Origin of the sequence: Peribacillus muralis, assembly GCF_001645685.2 — a bacterium.
GTDB classification, from domain to species: domain Bacteria; phylum Bacillota; class Bacilli; order Bacillales; family DSM-1321; genus Peribacillus; species Peribacillus muralis_A.
Window position 1 is genome coordinate 2,388,514 of record NZ_CP017080.1, and the last position, 19,793, is coordinate 2,408,306.

Annotated in this window: 15 protein-coding genes; 2 read left to right on the forward strand and 13 right to left on the reverse strand. The window is 39.7% G+C overall.

Features of this window, described 5'->3' with window-relative positions:
• Nucleotides 1-118: 118 nt before the first annotated feature.
• Complete coding sequence (locus tag ABE28_RS11620) at nucleotides 119-1,642, reverse strand: glycoside hydrolase family 32 protein (protein ID WP_064465060.1); 1,524 nt, start codon at nucleotides 1,640-1,642, stop codon at nucleotides 119-121.
• A gap of 218 nt (nucleotides 1,643-1,860) precedes the next feature.
• Here ABE28_RS11620 and ABE28_RS11625 point away from each other — a divergent pair, with 218 nt between their 5' ends.
• A complete protein-coding gene (locus ABE28_RS11625; protein WP_064465059.1) occupies nucleotides 1,861-2,877 on the forward strand; it encodes a LacI family DNA-binding transcriptional regulator in 1,017 nt (338 codons plus the stop codon).
• 186 nt (nucleotides 2,878-3,063) lie between these two features.
• A complete protein-coding gene (locus ABE28_RS11630) occupies nucleotides 3,064-4,287 on the forward strand; it encodes an MFS transporter (RefSeq protein ID WP_064465058.1) in 1,224 nt (407 codons plus the stop codon).
• Between the two features lie 537 nt (nucleotides 4,288-4,824).
• Here the strand turns inward: ABE28_RS11630 and ABE28_RS11640 are convergent.
• The 12 genes from ABE28_RS11640 to ABE28_RS11695 form a co-directional block, all read right to left on the reverse strand.
• Nucleotides 4,825-5,814 carry a carbohydrate kinase family protein gene (locus ABE28_RS11640; RefSeq protein WP_064465320.1) on the reverse strand — a complete coding sequence of 330 codons (990 nt, stop codon included), beginning with the start codon at nucleotides 5,812-5,814 and terminating at the stop codon, nucleotides 4,825-4,827.
• A gap of 59 nt (nucleotides 5,815-5,873) precedes the next feature.
• Nucleotides 5,874-7,346, reverse strand: coding sequence for a glycoside hydrolase family 32 protein (locus tag ABE28_RS11645; RefSeq protein ID WP_064465056.1), 1,473 nt, complete (start codon nucleotides 7,344-7,346; stop codon nucleotides 5,874-5,876).
• Nucleotides 7,347-7,538: 192 nt separating this feature from the next.
• Nucleotides 7,539-8,783, reverse strand: a complete 1,245-nt coding sequence (locus ABE28_RS11650; RefSeq protein ID WP_064465055.1) for an MFS transporter — start codon at nucleotides 8,781-8,783, stop codon at nucleotides 7,539-7,541.
• A gap of 518 nt (nucleotides 8,784-9,301) precedes the next feature.
• A complete protein-coding gene (locus ABE28_RS11655) occupies nucleotides 9,302-10,285 on the reverse strand; it encodes a LacI family DNA-binding transcriptional regulator (RefSeq protein ID WP_064465054.1) in 984 nt (327 codons plus the stop codon).
• Between the two features lie 991 nt (nucleotides 10,286-11,276).
• On the reverse strand, nucleotides 11,277-11,732 hold the full coding sequence (locus tag ABE28_RS11660; RefSeq protein ID WP_064465053.1) for a HEAT repeat domain-containing protein: 456 nt from the start codon (nucleotides 11,730-11,732) through the stop codon (nucleotides 11,277-11,279).
• 213 nt (nucleotides 11,733-11,945) lie between these two features.
• Nucleotides 11,946-13,265, reverse strand: a complete 1,320-nt coding sequence (locus ABE28_RS11665) for a (Fe-S)-binding protein (RefSeq protein ID WP_064465052.1) — start codon at nucleotides 13,263-13,265, stop codon at nucleotides 11,946-11,948.
• Entirely contained in the window at nucleotides 13,262-14,668 is a 1,407-nt protein-coding gene (locus tag ABE28_RS11670; protein WP_064465319.1) for an FAD-binding oxidoreductase, read from the reverse strand. The genes ABE28_RS11665 and ABE28_RS11670 overlap by 4 nt, the downstream gene beginning before the upstream one ends.
• A gap of 31 nt (nucleotides 14,669-14,699) precedes the next feature.
• Nucleotides 14,700-15,506: an ABC transporter permease gene (locus ABE28_RS11675; protein ID WP_156775940.1), complete on the reverse strand. Its 807-nt coding sequence runs from the start codon at nucleotides 15,504-15,506 to the stop codon at nucleotides 14,700-14,702.
• Complete coding sequence (locus ABE28_RS11680; RefSeq protein WP_064465050.1) at nucleotides 15,506-16,450, reverse strand: ABC transporter permease; 945 nt, start codon at nucleotides 16,448-16,450, stop codon at nucleotides 15,506-15,508. Before ABE28_RS11680 ends, ABE28_RS11675 begins: the two co-directional genes overlap by 1 nt.
• Entirely contained in the window at nucleotides 16,414-17,532 is a 1,119-nt protein-coding gene (locus ABE28_RS11685; RefSeq protein WP_064465318.1) for an ABC transporter ATP-binding protein, read from the reverse strand. The genes ABE28_RS11680 and ABE28_RS11685 overlap by 37 nt, the downstream gene beginning before the upstream one ends.
• A 61-nt stretch (nucleotides 17,533-17,593) precedes the next feature.
• Complete coding sequence (locus ABE28_RS11690; protein ID WP_064465049.1) at nucleotides 17,594-18,694, reverse strand: ABC transporter substrate-binding protein; 1,101 nt, start codon at nucleotides 18,692-18,694, stop codon at nucleotides 17,594-17,596.
• Nucleotides 18,695-18,713: 19 nt separating this feature from the next.
• Nucleotides 18,714-19,715, reverse strand: a complete 1,002-nt coding sequence (locus ABE28_RS11695) for a TAXI family TRAP transporter solute-binding subunit (protein ID WP_064465048.1) — start codon at nucleotides 19,713-19,715, stop codon at nucleotides 18,714-18,716.
• Nucleotides 19,716-19,793 lie beyond the last annotated feature (78 nt).

Below are 19,793 nucleotides of genomic sequence, written 5' to 3' on the forward strand. Positions count from 1 at the left end.
AATCTCCCCCTATTTCCGAAACGTTTCGGATTTACTTGTCTTACATTCTATCTTTTTAAATCTGATAATTCAATGTTTTTTTAACAAACCTTATTCACAGGCACGATAACATATCATGTTAAGAACTACTGTTGCCTTCAATACTTCCATTGGATACGGATTTATTTAAATCCCATTTTTGGAATTTTATCAACGTAATCTCTTTTTCAGAAAAAAAGCTTATACCTTTGGCTGTCTGGTCTGGATAAATCCTGGCACTCATTACTTTTTCACCATTATTGATAAAAACCTCTATAGAAGATTTATCAATGAAAATACGTAAACATAGTTTATTATCATGCAGTTTAACTGGAACTACTCTACTTCCTTTCGGACCGCTTCCAGAACGGTCCCTGTTAAGCTCAAGCAAGCTTTCCGCTCGATTGTACATAAGCAAAGTCTCTTGATTTAATGCTTCGCTTTTTCTAACTTTCACTCCAAAAGTTAAAGAAGCTTGTGCGTCAATGATCACCTCAAGTTCATAACTATCACCTGAAATTTGATTGAAAGTATGTTCGCCCTCAACCGTGATATTTTTATATTGAACAGCATTTTCACGAAGCTTTTCAATTTCCAATATAGGATTACTTATGATTTCATTGTCTTGAATCGTTAACTCACGAGGAATGGTCATGGCCCCTGCCCAATTGTTTTTTTGTTCAGGCATCTCGCTTTCCCACATCGCCATCCAAGCTACCATAATACGCCTTCCTTGAAAGTCTTGAATGGTTTGCGGAGCATAAAAATCAAAACCATAATCCAATAATCGAAAATCCCCATGACTGAACATTCCGGTTTCATAATCTAACTTGCCTTGAATATATCCCGCTTGATGGAGATTATGATAACGATAATCCTTTGGCTTCATACCTTGTGGGGAAATCATTAATACGTCCTGCCCATCTAAATGAAAAAAATCCGGGCATTCCCACATATATCCTAATTGTCCATCACTCTTTGCCATGACGTTCATAAAATGCCAATCGATTAAATCTTTTGAGCGATATAACAGTGCTTGCCCTTGTTGGTCCTTTGTACGTGATCCGACCACGCAATAATAATCATCACCATGCTTCCACATCTTTGGATCTCTAAAATGATGAGGATGGATATCTCCATTTGGTGCTGATGAAATGACGGGATTTTTACTACTTTTATTAAAATGGACGCCATCTTCACTTACAGCAAGACACTGAGTTTGCCTTAAATCGGTGTCTTGATCATTACCTGTCCAAACATTCCCCGTATACAAGGCATAGAGAAATCCATCTTTTTCTATCGTACTGCCTGAAAAGCAACCATCCAGGTCGTAGTCTTCGCTTGGAGCCAACGCTATCGGCAGATGTTCCCAAAAGACTAGATCTTCACTTTTTACATGTCCCCAAAACATAGGTCCCCATTCAGCGCTATATGGGTGATGTTGATAAAATAAATGATATTCATTTTTAAATGTACTGAACCCATTAGGATCATTCATCCAAAAGGCCTCCGTGCTTATATGATAATTTGGTCTCCAATGATCCCCGCTAACTTTCTTCATGTTGTGGCGAATGGATAGGGCTGCCCTTTCAATCGCTTCTTGATGTCGACTATCTATCCACATGATTTACCTCCTTTTCCCCTTTATTCTCATCGATTTTCCCGATATCTTTTAATGAATCAGGTGTTCCATTGTTTCACTCATACATTAATCTAAATGTGTAATGAAATACAAGAGTAATTTATTTATTATCAATTTTCCAAATAAAAAAAGATTGAATATTTATTTTAATGGCGCTAGAATATAGTGAAAGTAATCCGAAACGTTTTGGAGGTTTTTTATTGACAACGATTAAAGACATCGCAAAGGTTGCTGGGGTTTCCGTCACTACTGTATCCCGTGCATTAAATGGTTATTTTGATGTAAATGAAAAGACCAAACAAAAAATCTTAGCTGTTGCTAAAGAGCTTAACTACAGCCCTAACACCCTAGCGCGCGGACTTGTTATGAAGAAGTCCAAAACCATTGGGTTACTCGTATCCGGTATGAGTAAGGAAAATATAAAAGACAATTTTACATTTGAAGTACTCTGTGGAATTAACGAAACGGCCTCAACCCTAGGTTACGACTTGATTTTATTTAACACAAACACCACGAAACAACGTGAAAAGACCTATACACAGCTTTGTCGTGAACGACGTGTCGATGGCGCTATTGTTCAGGGTATCAGAAAAGACGATCCATATTTAAAAGAAATCTTAGAAAGTGATATTCCTTGTGTATTGATAGATATTCCCATACAAACGGATTCTGTTGGATATGTAACGACGGACAATGTATCAGGTGCCAAAAAAGCCATTGAGCATCTCATCCAACTAGGTCATAAAAATATAGGGATGATCAATGGACATGAAGGGGCTTATGTAAGCGAAGAACGATTAAAAGGATTTATGGAGAAGCATACGGAGTATAATCTTCCCGTTAACAAGGAATGGATTGTGGATGGTGCTTTTGAAGAAGATGCATCGGAAAGGGTTACTTATAAGCTCTTGGAAGAATATAAAGAAATTGATGCTTTATTTTGTGCTAGTGATGTCATGGCACTGGGAGCTTTAAAAGCTTGCCATAAATTAGGGAAGACTGTACCAGATGACATTTCCATAGTCGGTTACGATAATATTACCCTTGCTTCCTATTGTCTGCCACCATTAACCACGATTGGACAAGAAGTGTACAAAATTGGTTCTGAAGCTGCTGACCTACTCATTAAAATGTTAGAGGATAAACCAACCGATCTGTCCCGTTACGTAGATACGAATTTAATTATTAGAGACAGTACTACTAAAAACTATAAATAGTTTTTAGTTTTATATAATTTCCGAAACGTTTCGGAAAAAATGCTATTTACAGTGAAACCTATACTTACCTCACAGTAAAAAAAGAAAGCGCTTCAACCATGTGTAATTTTCTAATTATTAAGTTATTGGGGGATTTTCAGTTTTGGAATTCACATGGAAAACAATTACATACAAGGGGTTGTTAACATGAAAAAGAATTTAAATTATTGGTCATTAAGCGGATTTACTTTTTTCTATTTTTTTGCTTCTACATCTGCCATGTCCTTGTTTGCTATTTGGCTGGGACAAACATTAGAGCTAAGTGGCGCACAAGTGGGTATGATTTTTTCGATTAATGCCATCGCTACCCTTTGCTTCCAACCACTATACGGTTTCATTTCGGATAAAATTGGATTGAGGAAACATCTGCTGTGGCTCATAACATTTTTAATTATGCTGATTGGTCCATTTTTTATTTATATATACAGCCCACTCTTACATTACAATCCTTTTTTAGGAGCAATAATAGGAAGTGTTTATCTCAGTGCAACATTACTAGCGTCGTTTGGTGCCATTGAATCATACGCGGAACGCACCGGAAGAACATATAATTTTGAGTATGGACAGGTAAGGATGTGGGGATCCTTAGGTGCCGCAGCTGCAGCCTTCTTTTCAGGAAAACTGTTTAACATCAATCCTCATATCAGCTTTTGGATTGCATCAGCCTGTAGTATCTTCTTAATTATCTTTCTTCTATTAATGAAAGTTCATGTTTCGGGAGAAGAACAAAAGAAAACGGATTCATTAAAGTTAACAGATACATTTTCTTTACTAAAGAACAAAACTTTTTGGATATTTATGGTGTATGTTCTAGGCGTAGCTTGTGTTTATTCTGTCTATGATCAGCAATTCCCTGTTTATTATGCTTCCTTATTCTCTACAAGTGGTCAAGGTAACCAAATGTTTGGTTATTTAAATTCGATTCAAATCTTCTTAGAAGCAGGCATGATGTTTATTGCCCCGTTTATCGTTAATAAAATAGGTGCCAAGAAAAGTTTGGTAGTGGCAGGATTACTCATGGCAATTCGTATTACGGGATCGGGTTTAGCAGTGGAACCAATAGGCATTTCTACAATGAAAATGTTACATTCTTTCGAACTTCCCATTATGTTGATTGCCATCTTGAAATTTATTGATGCAAATTTTGATGCAAAGTTCTCGGCAACGATGTATATTGTAGGTTATTATTTTGTGTCTCAAGTGGGTCAAGCCCTTCTTTCCCCTATACTTGGTCATTGGTACGATACTATCGGTTTTTCTAAAACCTATTTAATTTTAGGTGTAAGTGTATTTGTATTTGTTATCACATTCGCGGCTTTGAGGCCAACTGCTGTACCTAAACACGTTCATTTTCCTAATCAAGCTGTATAACGATAAAAAATAAATAGATACAAAAAAGCAATTCACACGTAGTGATTGCTTTTTTTAAGGTATTTCGATATAAACTTCTCTTTGATCCAAACGTAGGTCAAGGCAGCCTTTGACTTTTGAAGGGATCAAAGATGATGGAGATTGTCCGTACCAATTTCTTTTTTGGTTTTTAAAAAAATGATTTGTAAATCTCTTGGTGCTCCTTACACTCGTTACAGGAATATTCTATTTCCAATGCATCTTCCCTAACCGTATGAATCGTCTCCTTCTTGCACGTTTCACAGAATCTCTTTTGGGATATTTCCTTCATATCAATCACCTTCCGCGTTTTTTGGCCTTTGTATATTTTGCGGAAATCAAATAAAATCATACCTTTTTCTTGAAGAAGCTTTTTTTTGCTCATTACCGTTAGTAGACGTAAAGGGTTCGGATCTTAAAACGTCCGCACCCTTTTTCAAAACCCCTCGAATGTTCGTTTATGGATAATTTTCTTTCATGCTTCCTGAACATGTTTTGCTATTTTCGTTTTTTATTCATTTAATTTCGCGGACTTCTTTGAGTAGAAATTAAATTCAACACATGCTGTTTTCCTGGTGCGGCTTGAATGGCGCCTTTTACAGAAGCAGTAAGAGCCCCACTGGCATTGGCAAACTCAAGTAGTTGTCGGTGATTTTCGCTAACCTTTGCACATAAATTATCAGTGGAAATATTTAACGAAAGTAATTCGGATAAAAAACCCCCAATAAACGCGTCACCCGCTCCTGTAGTATCTGACACAGCCACTTTAAAGCCTTTATCTTCAAAATGCTCTCCATTTTTCAAATAAATGGAGGCTCCGATACTTCCTTTTGTATATACGACTACTTTCACATTCCCATTAAAGAGAGATTGAATAGCATCCATTTCATTTTCAATTTTTGTTATGAAAGGTAGCTCGTCTTCTGAAACTTTAATAATATCTGCCAAAGGCAGAAAGTCTAGAATGGTTCTGCGGCAACTCTCTTCATCAGGCCATAATGGAAGGCGAACATTCGGATCAAAACTCACAATTCCTCCTACTGCCCGAAAATCATCTATCACTTTTATATGAGTTTGTCTCATAGGACTTTCAACTAAATCCACTGAACAAAAATGAAGTAAATCTCCTTCGCTAAACCATTCTGCTTGAATCTCATCCGTTGAAAGCATCAAATCTGCCGCATTCTTTCGATAAAAACTAAAGTTACGTTCACCTGATCGATCTACAGATACAAATGCCAATCCCGTTTCCCCTTCATTGCTTCGAATAATACAGGAAGTATCTACAGCATTTTCTTTAAGTACATCCACCAGATAATCGCCAAAATTATCATTGGCTATTTTCGTTAACATGACCGATTTTCCCCCGTATTTCGCAATAGCAATGGCCACATTCATAGGGGCTCCCCCAGCAACACGTTCAAAACTAGTGACCTCTTTTAACGCAAGATCTTTTTGAAGCGGTATAAAATCAATCAATACCTCACCCAAGCAAAATACTTTATTCATTCGGTTCACCTCAAAAGAAGGAACAAGTAATGGCATACCTGTTCCTTCGTTATTTTGTTTTATTCCCAAATATCCTTTAAGCTCCAATATGTCAATTCTTTAATTCTGACTTCCCCATTTTCAGTAAAAACCTCGATACCCAACTTTTCTTCAATCGGATAAATGCGACTGGTCATCGTCGTTTGTCCTTCGTTTGCAAAAATCTCGATAGAGGATCGATCAACAAAGATTCGTAAGGAAAGCAACTCGTTTGCTTCAAGAGTGGCCGTTCTTCTTCCATCATTTACCCTCCCAGATTTAGAGCAATCGAGTGTTAGTTTTTGTTGATTTAAATTGTACGTTAGAACAGTTTCTTCTTCATTGACTCCACGGATTTTTACCCCTATAGCTGATGCATGACAATTCTCTAAATCAAAAACAGCTTTAATTTCAAGTAACTCTTCATTGACCTCCACCAAGTAACTATCAGCAACCTTTTGTTGCCGGATTATATTGTGTTCCGCATTACGTAAGGCATCCAACTCTTGAACAGGATTCATCAAAAGCTTATGATCCTTACCTAACGTTAATTCACGTGGCAATGTTAAGGCACCACACCATCCATCTGCTTTTGTAGGCATATCCGACTCCCACATGTCCATCCACCCAAAGGCTATTCGACGATTTTTATCATCGACAAGCGTTTGAACTGCATAAAAGTCGTGACCGTGATCCAATTCGATAAATGAATCATGTGTAAAATCATTTGTCTGGTAATCATAATCTCCTACTAAATAACCCGTTTGATAGAGATTATTATATAAATCTTTCTCTGCTTTCATACCTTGAGGTGAAATAAGTAAAACGAATTTTCCGTCCAATTCAAAGAAATCCGGGCATTCCCACATAAATCCGAGTGTTTCGTTTCCTTCTGCCAATACACCTACGTATGACCATTTACGTAAATCGAGGGAACGATATAAGATGACTCGTCCAATCTTGTCTTCTGTTGAATTACCGATTACCATATACCATGAATCTTTATGTTTCCACACTTTAGGATCACGAAAATGAGTATTACTATCTGCAGGAGGTTCAGGAATGACTGGATTTTCAACAATTTTATGAAAAGTTATGCCATCTGTACTGACGGCAATATTTTGATTTTCATAAATAATATCCGTTTCTTTATCCACATCATGGTGACCTGTGTATATTAACGTCAATTCGCCGTTATTATCAACCGCACTTCCAGAAAAACATCCATTGGTATCACACGTATCTCCTGGAGCAAGGGCAATAGGTAAGTGTTCCCAGTGAACGAGATCCTTACTTTTTACGTGTCCCCAGTGCATGGGTCCCCAATTTTCATCATATGGATTGTGTTGATAAAACACATGGTAGTCCCCTTTGTACTGTATCAAGCCGTTGGGATCGTTCATCCAGTTAGCAGGCGCCATAATGTGATAACCTAACCGATATTTATTCTTGACCTTTCCTATCGCATGATTCAAAGCATCCTGCGCTTGCTGTAGTTTATTTTGTGTAATCATTTTGTTATCTCCTTATCTAGCTTTTTTGTTTCTTTTACATCCTTTCTTGCTCTTTTCCTGTGTCAACCGGTTTCAGTTTGGAGTGATGCCTATTTAATATAGAAGTAAAGTTCAATAATCCAATTGAACATAACTGAATTTAAAGACATTGTATTGATGAGATAGTAATCATTTGCACAAAGCTGTTGTTCCTTAGCCATTTTTCCTTATTTCATAGGATATGAACTCAGCTTTTTTTGAATGTTGGTTGCTCAAGAAAAACATAGCAGTGAAAGTAAAGATGTAGACAATTGCGCCAAGCACAAAGTACGTCGTTTCAAAACTTGTTGTGTCATAGAGTTTACCAATTAAGGATGAAAAGAAAATGACACCAACCTCCCCAGACACTTTAAAACCAATTAAGTAAATCGTCGCAGAAAGCCTTTGGTCGAAATTTAGTGAGATATATTTAAAAATCGCTACGAGTAAAATAGGAAGTTCGACACCATGCAAAAGCTTGATAAGTGAAATGCCAACAGCGCTGTCGACAAGTGCTGACCCTACAATTCTCGATCCCATGACGAAACCAGCTAAAATCAAAGCCTGTTTTGCACCAATTCGATTTACGATAAATGGAGCGACAAACAGCATTGCTGATTCAAGTAAGACTTGGAATGAGTTTAGATAGCCATAAACTTGATAGCCGGTTTTTACATCCTCAAAATGTTGGGTGAAATAAATAGGAAATAGCTGAACATCATAAATAGTATATATACAAGCAGTTCCAAAAAGGAATGCAACGAAGTACCAGAATTTTTTCACACTGAAGATTGTAAGAATGTCCTTTACACTCAAATTTGCTGTTTTTTCTTCTTCCTTTGCACTCACTTCATTTTTAAAGAAACAGTTTAAGATAAAGAAACCAACCCCTGCAAGCGAAGCCAACCAAAAATTAATATGAGGGTTAATGCTCAATAATATCCCAGCTATGAATGTCGCACATGCATACCCGATTGAGCCCCACATTCTTGATGTACCGTATTCAAAGGTGTACTTACGGCTAAGCTTCTCCGCATAGGATTCTATAAATGCAACCCCAGCAATGAAACCAGCTCCAAAATACAGCCCGCCAAGTATAGCACCTGTATAGAAGTTTGACTGCAATAGCGGTTCATACACAAAGATAAAAAAAGGACCTATTCCCATAAGGAAAATACTCTGGAACCAGATGAGGTATTTCTTCGTGCCAATCTTATCTTGAATCACACCATAGAGAATCATAAATATGAGTGAAAGAAAAGAGTTAATGGAAAAAATTGTTCCCGTTTGTGATCCTGTCAAACCAATCGTTCCATTTAACCAAATCGAATAAAAGGACCACCAAAATGACCATGTAATAAAGAAAAGAAACAAATAACCCGATGAAAACCAATAATTCTTATTTTTGAACGTTTGCATGTTATCACCTATCTTTCAGTAGAAATATGATGGAACAGGTTGCGACACAAAAAACTGAAATCGATTTCATCTTTTGGAATAGGATGGATTTCACCGTAAAAACTTTCAAATATATATTCCTTTAAAGCATTTTCAACTTATGATATCTGTGAATATGATAGAAAGACTTTTCATTACAGATTTCTTTATCAACGATCATGAATGGTACCGCTTACTATTTTCGCGAACTTTTCATTATTGAGCCTTACTGCCTAAAACCTGAAAGCTGTTTAGTCATACTTGTTTACCTGCCGATTACCTCCTTTGATTCGGGAAGCAAGAATGCACCTTACTTGCCAGTTTAATGTTTGTAAAAATCAAAACCTTTCATACTGTAACTTTTCTACTGTTTAAGATTTGATAGTAGAAACAATTCTGCCCCCATTTTCAACAATGAAAGCACTTGCAAAATCATTATATGTCAACCGGTACCACATGTCAACGGGATGACATAAGAAAAACACTGCTTATGCAATGTTTTAAGTAGTAGATCCTCTTAATAATGTTATCGGCAGACTGGTTTCCAGTTGAAGATTATTAAATTCTCCTTCCATTTGTCTGTCCAAAATATCTATCGCTTTTTTAGCCATTAAGTTTATCGGTTGCTTAATCGTTGTTAATTCTGGAAATAATGTTTGAACGGTTTCCGTTCCGTCATAGCCAACTACCTTTATCTGACCTGGAACATCTTTTCCACGCTTTTTAGCTTCCGCTATAAAGGAAGCAGCAAATAAATCATTTGTTGCAAAAACACCGTCTACTTCAGGGTGTTCCGTAAAAATAATGTCAGCAACCTCCCTTTGGCTTTGGCGATCAAAAATTTTCGGGATTTCGTAGATTATCGGCTTTTTTCCATTTTTCAGCATAATGTCCACGTATGCATTCCTTCTTAATCTAGCTGGTGTTTCCAATTCTCCTACTGAATCAATTAGAACAACGTGCTTACACCCCTCTGTAATTAGCAATTCTGTTGCAATTTTTCCGCCTTCATAATTATCAGAACTTACTACAGGAACTGTATCCGATAAATAGCGATCGATAGCGACAATTGCCAAGTTTTGTTTGTGATAATCTAAAATTCCCTGGTTATGTGTCCCAACGATGATCCCATCCACCTGATTTCGTAATAACATCTCTAAATATCTTTCTTCTTTATCCATCTGATTTAAACTATTACAAAGCAACACTTTATAACCTAGAGAATTACAAATATTCTCGAGATGGAAAGTAAGTTCACCAAAAAACGGATTGGATGTCGTTGGTAAGATTATCCCAATCAGGTTTGAACGTTTTTTAAATAAAGATCGCGCAACATCGTTAGGGAAATAGTTAAGCTCTTTCATCGCTTTTTGCACTTTTTCCCTAGTCTTGTCACTTATATAACCACGATCATTTAAAACCCTTGAAACCGTTGTAGGTGAAACACCCGCTGATTTTGCCACATCTCCTATCTTAGCCTTCATTCTTAATACCTCCTGCTCTCTCTTTGCAAAAAACCTTAATATCATTATATCTTATTTGAAGTAATATAGTATTTAGCTAGGACATTCATAATTTAATGGTAATAATCATTATTTACATTCCAAAAGCACACTAAACTTATACTGATATTTTAAAGCTTTTCATCCTACATTACACTGTTTTGCATAAATTTATACGAATCATAGCAAATAACGGACTGCGTATTTTTATGTATGAAAAGGATTATTACCTCCAATGTTAGGAACAGCAATAATAAGTGCAAGTAGAAAACATAGGGGTAGCCTCTTTTCTTTCATTCTTTAAAATTAGATTGACCACTTCAGTCAGTTATATTTCACTCCCGTTGACCTCTGTGGTCAACGGTGTTCAAGTTTTATTTTTTACAAAAAATGATATTGTCGCATTTACAGCTTTGGAATAATGTTGGTTTGATTTGATACTTATAACCTTGATGAACAAACAAAAAGAAAGAGCGTGTTTTATGGAAAAATTGCTTAAAACACGCTCTTAATATGTTGGAATTTAGAATAACTGTTCTAGCAAAAATGGTCTTTTCAAAGCAAAAGTATATAATTGGCCAGCCGAATGAAGTTAAGCAATGTAAAGGAAGAAATATGCCTGTAAACGAATATGCGAGATTACAAAATGTGTCTAGAGCTTCATTAAATAGATAGCTGCAGAAGGGAAATAATCGTCCATTTTTTGAATATTGAAAGCTAATATAGAATAATGAATGGTATTTAGTGTAAAAGTGTAATTATCGGAGAGTGCTAATCATGATTATTAAGTTCATTCGTTTTCGTTCATTTCATTTATGCTCATTCATTTTTGGAAAGACAATCATAAATCAAAGAAGATAGTTGTTGCTTATATGAAGTAACAAACAAGCCCAATTTCTCTATAAGGTTACAGAGAAGTTGGGCTTGTTAGTATTGTAATATCCGTAACGTTGATTTCCCTTTTGAGTGAAGGTTATCGTTTCGATAAGGAAGACCATGTGCCCTCAAGCCATTTATCGAAGTCTGCGCCCTTTTCCCCCTCATACGTATCATATATATCCATCCGCATCTTCTGTAGTTTTTCCTTGAATTCTTCATACGTATGGTTTTCAGGCAAGCTCTTCTTAATTCTTAATAAGATTTTCGCTAACCCTTTAACCAATTCCCCTTTTTTTCTGGCTGGCAATTGAACGTCTTCTCCTAATCTTTTCAATTGACGGTAGGATGCCTCCTGAACTTTATAAACGGAATCACTGTTCATGATATTGGTTAGTATATCGATTACTTGTTGGTTTTTCCATTGTCCTAACTCTTCTATCGCATCCAAACGTTCCCTCCAATTAGATTTACGATTGGCGGACTTTTTTAATTCCTCATAGTTTTCAGGTAACTCGATCATTTTTGTTTCTTTATTTTTCAAATGAATCATTTCTCCTTCTGTCTTTGTGTAAATATCTGGATATTTAACGACAAGTAATTCCGATCCTGCATAAATCCTCTACTTGAAATCCATTATTCCCTTCCTCATTATACCCTTTTCCATATTTTAATATAGTTAAATTTCGTAACATGCTGCAAATCACGAACTTTATCGATGCCTGTCGTCATCCTCCATGTTTTCAACAGCCTTGAAGTTCAACTGTCACTTCAAGCCACAGGCCTTGGCAAGAACTTCAACAAGATGCATGCTTTTGATATGGTTTGCCGCGCCATCCTTTTGGATGCCGATGTTCATTTGCATTTGGCACCCAGGATTAACCGTCACGATTGTAGTCGCCATCGTTTTATTAAGGTCGTTCATTTTTCCATCCAGGATTTTCATCGATTCCTCAAAATGGAGAAGATTGTAGATGCCTCCAGATGCACAGCAACGGTCATATCCTTCCATTTCCACGTAAATGATTCCTGGTATCGATTGCAATAGTAAACGCGGTTCCTTTTGCACCTTCTGTACATTGCGTAAGTGACAGGAATCCTGAAAAGTAACGATGCCGCGATATTCTTCAGTAAAAGGAAGCGGCCCTAAATGATGAAGAATTTGGCTGATATCTTGCGATTTTTTTGAAAAGTCCATTGCTGCACCCGCCCATTCACAATCATCGGCCAATAGCTGTTCATATTCCTGAAGCGAAGCACCGCACCCCCCAGCATTATTGACAATGACATCTGCATCGATTTGCATGAAAGCCTGGATATTTCGTTTCGCCAGGGCCTTTGCTTGCATCGCTTCGCCTTGATGGGAATGGAGCGCACCGCAACAGCTTTGATTTGCCGGGAGTACGACCTCACATCCCACCAGGGTAAGCAGTTCGATGGTAAGACGGTTGATGCGTGACATCATTGAATCCATGATGCAGCCAGTGAAGAAGGCTGCCCTTAATCGCGTTTCCTCTTTGGCTGGTATGACCGTCCCTGGCTTGAACCGTTTCGAGGGAGATTCGATTGGCGGAAGCGCCTGTTCTAAATGGGCCAGAGCAGGTGAAATTTTTTTGAGCAATTTCGAAGAACGAACAAGCTTGGATAACCCTGATTTTTGATAAAACATGACTCCATTTCCGAGCAGCGTCATCCGTTCTGGATAAGGAAAAAGATGAACCAATGCCAGCTTCTTTAATTTTTTCATCTTTTTAGGCGTGTAAGGTGCAATCGCTTCCTTAGCGGCCTCCAATATATGCCCGTATGGAACTCCGACCGGACAGGCCGTTTCACAGGCGCGACAACCTAAACAAAGCTCGATCGGCCCGCTTAAATCCTTTTGAAAATCTATTTTTCCCTCGGCAGCAAGTTTGACTAGATTGATTCGACCGCGTGGTGAAGCGGATTCCACACCCATTGATTCATATGTTGGGCATGCTGGCAAGCAATACCCGCATTTAACGCATTGGTTTGTCCAGTCATAGGCATCAGTATGCAATTGTTGAACCGCTCCATTTTCTTTGTTGGATGTGGCAGGTGCATTCATGTAACCAACACGACCTTTGTCTGGCCCTTTTCAGGAAAAATCTTGCCAGGATTCAAAATATTATTGGGATCCCAGGCTTCTTTAATTTTCTTCATCATATTTACTCCATTTATCCCTAATTCCATTTCCATATAGGGTGACTTCAATGTACCGATTCCATGTTCCCCGGAAAGCGTTCCGCCCAGTTCTATCGCCGCTTCGAAAATTTCACTAACGGCAAGCTCGACTTTTTTCATTTCCGCTTTATTTCGTTTGTCGGTAATGATGTTCGGGTGCAAATTTCCATCACCGGCATGACCGAATACAACCAAGTTCAATTCATATTTATCGCGGATTTGCTTTAATCTCTCCATCATCGCCGGAATTCGATTGCGTGGGACCGTGGCATCTTCCGAGATTTTTGTTGGCCCCATTTGGGTGATGGCCGGGGACACCAATTTACGCGCGCTCCATATTGTGTCACGTTCATCCTCCGATTCCGCTATCTTGACGTAGGAAGCCCCCTTAGCTCTGCAAATATCCGCGCATTTGTTGATTTCTTCTTCAATTGCCAACGGATGACCATCGATTTCGATGATCAAGATGGCCTCTGCTCGTAACGGCAAGCCTGAAGGCCGATAGCTTTCCACAGCACGAATGCATGCCTGATCCATCAATTCCAAGGATGAAGGCAGAATCCCTGATGATAAAATGCTTGTTATCGCATGGCCCGAGTCAATGAAATGATTGAAGTGGGCCACAAAGGTTTTTCGACTTTGCGGCTTTGGAATCAAGCGGATGATCGCCTCCGTCACGATCCCCAAGGTACCTTCCGAACCGACGATTAAACGGGTCAAGTCGTACCCGGTCACATTTTTCACAGTCTTTCCGCCAGTACGGATGATTTCTCCTGTAGGTGTGACCACTTCTAAGCCGATCACATATTCTTTAGTCGTTCCATACTTCAACCCTTTTGGTCCGCTCGAATTTTCTAATAAATTCCCGCCTATTGTGGCAACATTGGAACTGCTTGGGTCAGGTGGATAAAACAACCCCGCTTCCTCGGCTTTTTTATGGATGGCTGCAGTTATCACTCCTGGAGACACAATGGCAAGCATGTTTTCCCTGTCAATAATCAATTTATCCCGTAAAAGGGTCAGATCAAGAACCATCCCCCCTTTTACAGGTAATGGGCCGCCGCTTAGAGATGTGCCCGCTCCTCTAGGGGAAACGGGGATTTTGTGTACATTGGCCAATTTCACTAACTCACTGACTTCCTTCACGTTTATAGGCTGTAGGACGACTTCAGGTAAATACTCCCCAAAAGAAGCGTCATAGCTATAACAATACCGCTCCGCTAAATCAAGGAACATCCGACTTTCAGGAATGATTTGACTAAGAGCATCAAGGGCAACCTGCTCCATATGCTTCACTTCCTTTCTAGGCTCATAGCGGTCATCCATTTGTGTGATGTGAACCGCCAAAAACTTTCCCGACACCTTGGATTTTTTCTAGAATGATGATCAGCAGCACGGATATGAAAATGACTACGCTTGAAACGGAAGCGACGATTGGATTGTAGGCATCCTGCATTTGGGAGAAAATCTCGATTGGCAGCGTGCGCATTTCTGGTGATACCATAAAAAGGGAGACCGTCACATTATCAAAAGATGTCAAGAAGGCAAATAAACCTCCCGAGATGGCCGCAGATCCGATCAGTGGCAGCGTCACTTTTAGGAATACAGTCGCAGGATTGGCTCCCAATATCGCTGCGGCACGTTCAAGATTGTAATCAAATCCGCTTAAACCGGTCAACACAAGCCTCATGACATACGGGATGCAAATGACGATATGGGCAATTAGGAACCCAGTAGACGTCCCGGCTAGCATCATTGGTGTAAAGTACATTAACAGCGCTATCCCCAAAACCAATTGAGGGACGCTTAATGGAGACGTTAAAAGGGCTGTAATATAAGATTTTCCCGGTATGTCATACTTTGCGATTCCAAGTGCCCCCAAAGTCCCGAATATGACGGAGAAAAGTGCAGCCAACGCGGCAAATTTTGCACTGTTGAAAAATGCTTCGAGAAATTCAGGGCGCTCCAAGATTTTCGTGTACCATTGCAACGAAAACCCATCGGCTGGAAAACTAGGATAGTTCGCACTTGTAAAAGATGCTGGGATGACGACGATCAGCGGAATCAAGATATAAATGATTGCCAACACGGCTAAGGCAATCCGAAGGCCACTAAACGCTTTCATCATCGGAAAACCTCCTTGAATTTCCCTTTTTCAAACATTCTAGTAAAAATGGTCACTGAAATGACCGTCGTTGCCAATAGAATATAAGAAAGGGCAGATCCGAATGTCCAGTGAAGCAGGTTATTAATCTGGTCGTATATGACAACAGGCATGACCGGGACGTTGGCTCCACCCATGAGTGCCGGCGTGACATATGCACTCATCGATAAGCTGAACACAAGGATGCAGCCTGATACGATTCCAGGAATGCTCAACGGCAATGTTATGGAAAAGAACCTTCGGAAGGGGCTAGCACCAAGTATGGCTCCCGCCTTGTCCAGGGAAGGGTCGATATTATAAAGGCTGGCAACGATCGATAGGATCATGAACGGCAGATAGGCATTGGATAGTCCGATCACCACACCGATTTCCGAAAATAATAGTTTCAATGGCGCATTGATTATCCCGAGCGCCATCAAGGTTTGATTGATCGTTCCGTTTGGCAGTAACAGCAGGTACCATCCAAAATTCCGCACAACGATACTTACCAAGAGCGGCGAGACGATCAAGAGGGTGATGTAACCTCTGATTCGCGCTGAACTTCTTGCCATTGTCAAAGCTACAGGATACCCTAGGAATAAAGCGACCAATACGGAATATAAACTGATTTTTACAGTCAGCCATAAAGAGGATAGGTAGTAGGTATCGGAAAATAATTGGGTATAGTTTTTCAGGCTGTATACGGCATCCTCTGCCCCGAGATTATCGGTTGATATAAAGCTTAAATATAGGATGTATAACATCGGTATGACGAAGAAACCGAATATGAATAGCAGAATGGGCGTTAAAAGCAGTAACCCTGGCACCCACGCCTTCCTTTTCTTGAGTTTAGGTTTCTGCTGCGGCTCAATCGGATTCGTTTCCGTTTCTATTTCTTGACTAGCATAACTTCTGATGGGCTCCATCCGATAAACACCTCACTTCCAATATGCCATGAAGAATCAAAAGCGGAAGTCAATACTTGAATGCTCTTTCCTTGGAGCAGCACATTGATCTCCCAAGATGTACCAAGATAATTGATTTGGGTGATTCTGGCAAGATGGAAGTCTGGTGGCGGTGAATCTGTTCCATTGGCGGAAATGATCTCCAGCTTTTCAGGTCTGATATAAATTTTGACCGCATCTCCTGGAATCAAGGAACCATCATCACCCATAATATTATCGGCGTCGACATGAGTGATATCAGAGCCTATCAGGACTGTGATTTTTCGATTATCACTAGCCGTCACGTTCCCTTCAAAGCAATTCGATTTTCCGATGAATTGAAAGACGAATTCAGTTTTGGGATGATTGTATATATCAGTCGGGGTACTGATCTGTTCGATTTTCCCCGCATTCATGACAACTACTCGATCCGACATGGAAAGAGCCTCTTCCTGGTCATGTGTGACAAAAATGGTCGTGACGCCAATTTCCTTTTGCAAGCGCTTGATCTCTGTCCTCAATTCGTGCCGTAACTTGGCATCGAGGTTTGAAAGGGGTTCATCAAGAAGGAGGAGCTCGGGCTCGACGACAAGTGCCCTCGAAATGGCAACACGCTGGCGCTGTCCTCCTGATAGTTCCCTTGGATAACGATTCTCGAGCCCGGACATTTTCACTAATTCAAGCGCTTTGCTTATTTTCTTTTTTTGTTCGGACTTTCCGACCTTACGTAATTTCAACCCGAAACTTAGATTTTCATAGACTGTCATATGGGGAAAAAGGGAATACGTTTGAAAAACCATTCCTAAATCTCTTTTATAAGGTGGAACCTTTGTCACATTATTGCCTTTAATATGGACCTCGCCCCGATCCGCATCGAGAAATCCTGCGATGAGGTTCAAGGTGGTCGACTTGCCGCATCCTGAAGGGCCAAGAAGGGTGAGCAGTTCCCCTTGTTTCACCTCGAGGTCGATCCCATTGAGAACAACATTCGTACCAAACTGCTTAAATGCGCCTTTTATCTCCACATCATTTTTGGTTGTCTCGGATCGATGAATGGGCTCCATGGTCACCCTGGTGGTTTTTGCTTCTTTTTTAACTACTTCCATATGATCTGCACACTCCTTATTATTTAAGTTTTTTTCCTAATTCAGGAGTCACCTCTTTTGCCCATCTGTCCGACACCTGAGCACGGATTTCGGCGAACTTGGCGAAATCAGGTTTGAATGTTTTGTCACTATCCTTTAGTCCGATTGATTCTTCATATTTCCCCGGTAGTTTCATCCCTTCCACCGTCGGATAAAATCCTTTTTCGGAAATGAATTGTTGCGCTTCTTCACTGACTAAATAGTTTATGAATTCAAGTGCTTCATTACTATTGGGCGTATTCTTCACAAGCCCTGCACTGAAAGCCTGTAGCGGCACACCTTCTTTCGGTACAGCCATTTTGATGGGAATACCCGAAACTGCCAGTTCACCTATCGAATAGCTGCCCATGACCGTTACATCCGCGGCTCCTTGCTGGATCGCAGGCATCATCTGCGTCGAGTTTTTATAAAACGTATTGGAATAGCCAGCAAGGTCTTTTGCTTTTTCAAGACCTGGTTCGATGTTTTCCGTAGTGCCACCGTTTGATAGCGCTAAACCATTTAGGGTATTGAAGCCCCAGTCATTCGTAATATCCGCAAAGGCCGTTTTCCCTTCGTAAGCCGGTGAGACAAGATCATTCCAGGATTCAATTGGTTTTAAATTTTTCTTTTTAAAGGTTTCCGTATTATAAGCTGGGGCAATGACCAAACCGAATACGGGGGCAGCTGCATTCTCAGTCGGAATGAAGCGCGGGTCCACCGATTTCATATTCGGCACATTGGAGGCATCAACCGGTTCGATCAGGTCCTTATCCTTAGCCCGTATCACGTCCACTGGAACAAAAAAGGCAATATCAATTTGTGGAGCGTTTTTCTGCAATTCCACTTTAGAAAGGATTTCACCTGATAGTCCAGAGATATAATTGACGGTTATCCCTGTTTCTTCTTTGAACTTTGGAGCAATTACATCCCGTATCGCGCTTTCAATGACGCCTCCATTTCCGGCAATCGTTATTTTCTTCTCTCCTTTTTCTCCTGAATTCGTTTGTACGGCTTCCCCCGGCTTTTGAGGAGTCGGGTTACCGCAGCCTGTAAGAGCAATCAAAATCATTATTGAAAAGATACTCATTATTTTCTTCATACTCATTTCCTCCGTTTTTTCATTTTTTCTTCAACCCATGTTCGGTAAAATATTTCATGGCGCCAGAATGAATTTCGAGCGGAACTTGTTCGGCTGCAACACTCATTGAAATATCAGAAGCGGCGGGATGTGTAGCCTGTAGCTCAGGCAAATGCTCATATAATGTTTTTACAAGATTGTAAGCATGCTTATCGGACATTTCATCGTAAGTGATCAAGACATTCTTGATGGAAATCGTTTGAACCCCTTTATTCATTCCCTTGTATGTATCAATGGGAATTTCATTTTGGGTGTATACACCATATTGCTTTTGCAGACGGTCAATAATTTCATTCGGTATCGGAATGATTGAAAGCTCCGTTTGCTCGGATGTGTAAGCGATTTCATTATTCGGAATTCCTGAAGAAAAGAAAGCGGCATCAATGGAACCATTTTGCAACGCTTCGGCAGCCTGGGAAAAAGAAAGATAGGATAAATTCAATTGTTCAGGCTGTAAATCTGATTCCAAAAGGATTCTTTCTGCAATCAGCCTAGTACCACTTCCGCTTGTACCAACACTAACCCTCTTCCCAGCTAAATCGTCCAAGGAATCAATATCATGTTGCTTGGTGGTAACTAGCTGAACATAGTTGGAATATAGGGTCGTTAATACACGTAACCTTGAATCATCCGTATAAGGCAACTCAAGTACGTCCACTGTCGTAAAACCAATTTCTGCGCGGTGTTGGCTGACGAGCTCGGTGTTTTCGATGGAAGCTTGGGTGACCTGGGTCCCTGATATGGCCCCGTTATATTTTTCGTACATGGCAGACAGCCTCTGACCTAATGAAAAATAAACACCTGACATGTCTCCGGTTGCTATGATCAGCATCCTATTCGATAAATCCTGTCCACCACCAATGGGTTGTCCCTGAAGGGAAGAAGCAGGTTTATATATTTCCTGCTGTTCATTCATAAAAGAACATCCCGTTATGAAACAAAGTAATATAGTTAATTTTAGGGATAATGTTCCATTTTTCATCGTGTTCTCCTTTCTTACTCTGTTTTAGTTGCAAGTAGCATGCCAAATGAAGTTACCGCGCAAAGACGAGAAAAATGC